A 5,394-nucleotide genomic window follows, 5' to 3' on the forward strand; every position below is an offset into this window, starting at 1 on the left:
TAGCTCGGGCGTGTTACTGAGCAATGCTAAAATAGCCTCAGGCGTTTTAAGGCCCGTTACATTGATAAGGGTATTTACAGGGGCGTTTTTACCTTCTCTTAGAGGGGCACTTACAGAGGCGTTTTGCGCGAGTGTTTGCTGAATAACCGACAACATAAAATGAATAAACGGCGTACTGTCTGCTTGGTTATCGGCCTGCTCAAGGGCGTGATAATAGGCTTGCTGATGGTCTTTAATCACACTTTCTAGTGGCAAAGATAAAAACAACGGATGCCACTTGGACAAAATCAGTGTTTGCCATAACCGCCCCATTCGGCCGTTACCATCGGCAAAGGGGTGAATAAACTCAAATTCGTAATGAAATACACAACTGGCGATCAATGGGTGGTCTTTTGTTTGCTTAAGCCATTGGATTAAATCCGCCATTAAACCAGATACTTGATGGGCAGGCGGCGCAACATGGTGCACCACACCACCTTTATGGATACCCACGCCTTTACTGCGAAATTCACCGGCATTTACAAGAATATCTGACAGCATTAAACCGTGAGCCGTGAGTAAATCGTCAATGGCGCTAGGTGTAAAGGTAGGAAGTGCATCATAAGCGGCAATCGCACCTTTTACCTCGGCTAGCTCACGCACGCTGCCCAGCACAGGTTTACCCTCAACAATGGCGGTGATTTGTTCTTCAGTTAAGCTATTGCCTTCAATCGCCAGCGTGCCAGTAATGGTTTTAATGCGATTTTGCTTGCGCAGTTGCGGCGAGGCATTGAGCTGGCTGGCATTTAATTCACCCACCTGCTGGCTGATTTGTGCCACCAAGTTCAAAATATCGGTGGTGATGGTAAAAGGTGGTTGGTAGGCCATTAGGCTGCCTCATCTGAATGAGATTTCGGGAAGCTCAACAACAGGTCACGATAATACTCGTATTGCTTTTGGCGTAACTCAATTTCGCGTGGGAGACCTTCTTTTATGGAACTTGTTAGCGTATTGAAATTATCTAATATCTTAACAATTCGGATTTGTTCATTAATTGTAGGGACAGGAATTTTAAACTCCGACATCTGTTTCAAGTTTATATTTGGCTGAGCAGAAGTTTTATTAAACTTAGCAATATAATCTGTCATTGCAGTGGTCTGCATGTAGTAAAAAGCAAACTTTACATTTACCTGCTGGGTTAAGCGAACAATAGCTAATGCTTGGTTAGTATTTGCAGGTAAAACGCTTTTATCAACAATGGCACACTTTCCAATAGTAGCGCCTGCAATAGCAAATAAAATATCACCTTCCTCTAATATTGAGCGTTTAAGTTCCTTATTATGAACTTCTGGAGTAATAAACATAAACTTGTCTGGTTTGATTTGGTTATCATCAAAACTTTCCAGCTTAATAAAATTAACTCCGTCGCTTACAAATTCTTTAGGGGTTGTTCCTTTGGTAATAAGTTGGGCCACTTCACCCAACGTCTTCCACTCAACGTCACCCTCTTCAAAACTTAACAACTGGTCGCGGTAGTAGTTGTATTGTTTTTTACGCATGTTAAGCTCGGCGGTCAGCTCGGCGGTCAGCTCGGCGGTCATGGCGGTAAATGCGTCCAGAATGCGCACTATTTCAGCTTGTATTGCCAGCGATTTTTCTGGGTTGTTTGGGCATGGAATTGGGAAAGGATATTTTTTAAATCCATCCATATCAACAGATGCAAAGCTAGACATGGTTGTGTTTTTTTTACACCAATCCGCCAACATAAAGCAGTAGTAGAAAATAAACTTGTTGTTAAATGTGTCTTTATATACTGGCTTTAAACTTAAATTAGTAAATCTCTGATTTGCTAAAAATGGAACACGAATCAAAGCGTGCTCTCCAATAGTTGCTGATGTGGCAATTATTATTGAATTTTCAGGAAATAGCTTTCCACCTTTGATTGCACTCTCTGAGACTTTCTGTAGCGATTCATCCAGAATTTGACCATTTTCTCGGATGTCGTCCATTCTAAACCATGGAACAGTTCCATTTTCCCAGAATTCTTTTTTTGATTTTGATGGTGTATATCCATTTTTAAGCTGAAAAACATCAGCTAACTTTTTCCACTCAACCTCAACCCCATCTAGCAGTTTTTCCATGTAACTCAAATGACTCATGCTTCAATCTCCTCACCTTCAATTTCCGCCACAATGGCGTCAATGTCACTGCGAAGCGCATCAATTTTAGCAACGGTGGTTTTAAGTTCGGCATTAAGCTCTGTAATGTCCACTAGCTCGCGGTTGTCTTTAGCTTCCACATAACTGCTCACCGAAAGGTTGTAGCTGTTGCCTGCGATAACATCCAAATCAACCGATTTGGCAAAGTGATCCACGTCCTCTTTGCTGGCAAACACCTTCATGATCTCTTCGATGTGCTGATTGGTGATAACGTTGGTATTGGTTTCCTTTTTAAAGTAAGCCTCGCCACTGGCATCAATAAACTGGGTGGTAGTGTCGGTTTTATGTTTAGACAGCACTAAGATATTCACCGCAATGGTGGTGCCAAAGAACAGGTTAGGTGCCAGTGAAATCACAGTTTCAACGTAGTTGTTATCTACTAGGTATTGGCGAATTTTTTGCTCAGCACCACCACGGTAAAAAATACCCGGAAAGCAAACTATGGCTGCACGGCCTTTGCTTGATAGGTAACTGAGCGCATGCAGCACAAAGGCAAAGTCGGCTTTTGATTTGGGTGCAAGCACACCTGCGGGCGCGAAACGGTCATCGTTAATTAAGGTTGGGTCGTCGCTACCAATCCATTTCACTGAATAAGGCGGGTTAGAGACAATCGCATCAAAGGGTTTATCGTCTGCAAAGTGTGGCTCGATTAGAGTATCGCCCAACTGAATATTAAACTTGTCGTAGTTAATGTTGTGCAAAAACATGTTCATACGCGCCAAGTTATAGGTGGTGTGGTTGAGCTCTTGACCAAAAAAACCATCTTCAATGATATGCGCATCAAAGTGCTTTTTAGCTTGTAACAGCAACGAGCCCGAACCCGCCGCAGGGTCATAGATTTTATTGACACTGGTTTGGCCGTGCATGGCCAGCTGTGCGATCAATTTTGAAACGTGCTGAGGGGTGAAAAATTCGCCACCGGATTTACCAGCATTAGCCGCATAGTTTGAAATTAAGAACTCATAGGCGTCACCAAACAGATCGTTTTCGTTATCTTCAAATTGGGTGATGTTCAGCCCAGCTACCCCTTTTAATACCGCCGCTAACCGTTTGTTTTTTGCCTCTACCGTATTACCCAGACGATTACTGGTGGTATCAAAATCCGCAAACAAGCCTTTGATGTCTTTTTCTGAATCATAGCCGTTGGCTGAGTTTTCGATTGCAGCAAAAATTGCTGCCAAATCCGTATTTAAATTTTCGTTCTTATGCGCATTAGCCGCCACATTGCTAAACAACTGGCTAGGGTAAAGAAAATAGCCTTTGGTTTTAATGGCATCTTCTTTAGCAAACTTGATGTTTTCGTCATCGTCAGACATGGCGGCATAGTTAACACTCTCATCGCCGCCTGTGATGTAGTTGACAAAGTTTTCACTGATAAAACGGTAGAACAGCGTACCCAGTACGTATTGTTTAAAATCCCAGCCATCCACTGAGCCTCGGACATCGTTGGCAATCGCCCATATTTGGCGTTGAAGTTCGGCACGTTGTTGTAAACTTGTCATTTGTTAATTCCTGCTTTTAATTCGTCATAATTCGTTTATGGGTTACACAATGTTCACTGTCGTCGAACATCATTCGTTAAACCCTGGAGCTAAATTCAAATTTCCGACCCCGTAGAGTGTCGGAGTATTCTTTAACCAAAGTTGGTATTCAGTGCCTTGAAGGCTGTGTGCTTTGGAACAATCCACATGCCATTGGCGAAGCAAATACCCAGCAGTTGCTGCTCTAATCTCAACCTTTAGAACGCCACCCGTCATGCCATAGTCCAGCTCTATCGCTTCGCTGTGCTCAATACGTGGATGCGGTACTAACTCAAGCTCTACAAAGCGATTCCATTGCCGATCTTGGGTTTCGAGCTCACTTTCTTTAACAGCAGAGGGCGACAATGTTGAATCTTCAAGCACAACCGCTGCTTTAATGCGGGTCAATACAAAGTCACGGAACCCATTTGGCGCTCCGCTTGGGCCATGCTTGCGGTCAAACCCACGAACATGCCAACGCAGGCCATTGTCCACCAGCGTATGCGGTACGATTTCACGCGTTGTTTCACCACTCGATAACGATACATAGGTGATACGCAAGGCTTTGCCTTTGTGTATGGCCTCGGTGACTTTTGCCACTATAGATAAACTGGGCTCGTTAAGGTGATAAGGCGCTTCACAAGCAAGGGGCGGTTTTACCTTTCCAGTAAAGCCATCTCCGTAACCTTGGCTAATCGTCGCCAGTGTTCTCACAACGTCGTACTCGAACAAGGACTCAAAAGCTTCACCACGCTTATGCAATTTGAGCTTTTGGTCATACTCAATATTGCCTGGTGCAAGCTCTCGGTATAGGGTGAAGTCTTTCGTTGCTTGTGTTGGCGCTATACTGAAGCGATCGACTAAATCCGCCCGCACCGCTTCTCCCTTAAACAATAAGGTGAAATCGATGTGGGCAATGCGATCCCTGGTTGCTTGTGGCAACTGCGCTATCTGCGAAAGCCTATCTGGCTTCGCCACTACCGTTTGTTTCAGAGCATCATTTGTCATGCGTCTTGTTTATCCAATTCAACCAGATTCTTAAAACTCTGTTTATAAAGTACGGTCAGACATCGCGTAATCACATTGAATAGTGTCACTCAATGCTACTCTTTATCCGCAATGACTTAGCAATATCTACCGATTGAAGCTGGATAGATGGCCATAAAACACTGAATAGGCCTCAACCTAATTAATTTTATTAGGTATCATCCTATCACAAATTATTTTGTAGGGAAGACTAAGCGGCAACTTTTTGATCTTGATTGCTATTATTGCTCAGTGCTTGTGATTAAATGTCATGGTCTTGGTCTTAGAGATAGCAGATATCAATGCGCTTACCGAGTCAGCGATATCACTTATATTATTGCTATGAGATATTCCACGTCCTATAGCAAAACACATCAGAGCGCGTAGTTCGCTAACCTGCCCCCCCCTGTGTCAGGATTGTTGTCACCCCTAAATAATCATTATGTTTAAAGACAGGGTGCGGCAAAAGAGAACGATATGGCTCGGTATTCACCAGAACGTAAAGAGGCGATCCTTAAAAAATTATTACCTCCTCACAACTTAACGGTCGCAGAGGTCGCTCGGGAAGAAGGCATCGCGGTGCAAACCTTGTATCATTGGCGAGATATTGCCAGAAAAGAAGGTCGCCCCGTGCCAGGTAAAACATTAAC

General features: G+C 43.6%; 5 protein-coding genes. 1 reads left to right on the forward strand and 4 read right to left on the reverse strand.

Going from position 1 to position 5,394, the window contains the following annotated elements; translation table 11 throughout:
• The 4 genes from L5M10_RS23120 to L5M10_RS23135 all read right to left on the reverse strand — a co-directional run.
• A partial coding sequence (locus L5M10_RS23120) for a Fic family protein (RefSeq protein WP_263256027.1) occupies positions 1-867 on the reverse strand: 867 nt, incomplete at its 3' end.
• Entirely contained in the window at positions 867-2,138 is a 1,272-nt protein-coding gene (locus L5M10_RS23125) for a restriction endonuclease subunit S (RefSeq protein WP_263256028.1), read from the reverse strand. The genes L5M10_RS23125 and L5M10_RS23120, both read right to left, overlap by 1 nt.
• Positions 2,135-3,700 (reverse strand): type I restriction-modification system subunit M, encoded by a 1,566-nt coding sequence (locus L5M10_RS23130; protein WP_263256030.1) that lies wholly within the window; start codon positions 3,698-3,700, stop codon positions 2,135-2,137. The genes L5M10_RS23125 and L5M10_RS23130 overlap by 4 nt, the downstream gene beginning before the upstream one ends.
• Before the next feature lie 69 nt (positions 3,701-3,769).
• Positions 3,770-4,726 carry a WYL domain-containing protein gene (locus tag L5M10_RS23135; protein WP_263256031.1) on the reverse strand — a complete coding sequence of 319 codons (957 nt, stop codon included), beginning with the start codon at positions 4,724-4,726 and terminating at the stop codon, positions 3,770-3,772.
• Between the two features lie 495 nt (positions 4,727-5,221).
• Between L5M10_RS23135 and L5M10_RS23140 the strand changes: the two genes are divergently transcribed.
• A partial coding sequence (locus L5M10_RS23140; RefSeq protein ID WP_263179001.1) for a transposase occupies positions 5,222-5,394 on the forward strand: 173 nt, incomplete at its 3' end.

Source organism: Shewanella sp. SM32 (assembly GCF_025654235.1).
Taxonomy (GTDB): domain Bacteria; phylum Pseudomonadota; class Gammaproteobacteria; order Enterobacterales; family Shewanellaceae; genus Shewanella; species Shewanella oncorhynchi.

Excerpts from the sequence above, each read along its gene's own strand:
- L5M10_RS23135 (WP_263256031.1), bottom strand. The coding sequence starts at position 4,726 with ATGACAAATGATGCTCTGAAACAAACGGTAGTGGCGAAGCCAGATAGG.
- L5M10_RS23125 (WP_263256028.1), bottom strand. The coding sequence starts at position 2,138 with ATGAGTCATTTGAGTTACATGGAAAAACTGCTAGATGGGGTTGAGGTT.
- L5M10_RS23130 (WP_263256030.1), bottom strand. The coding sequence starts at position 3,700 with ATGACAAGTTTACAACAACGTGCCGAACTTCAACGCCAAATATGGGCG.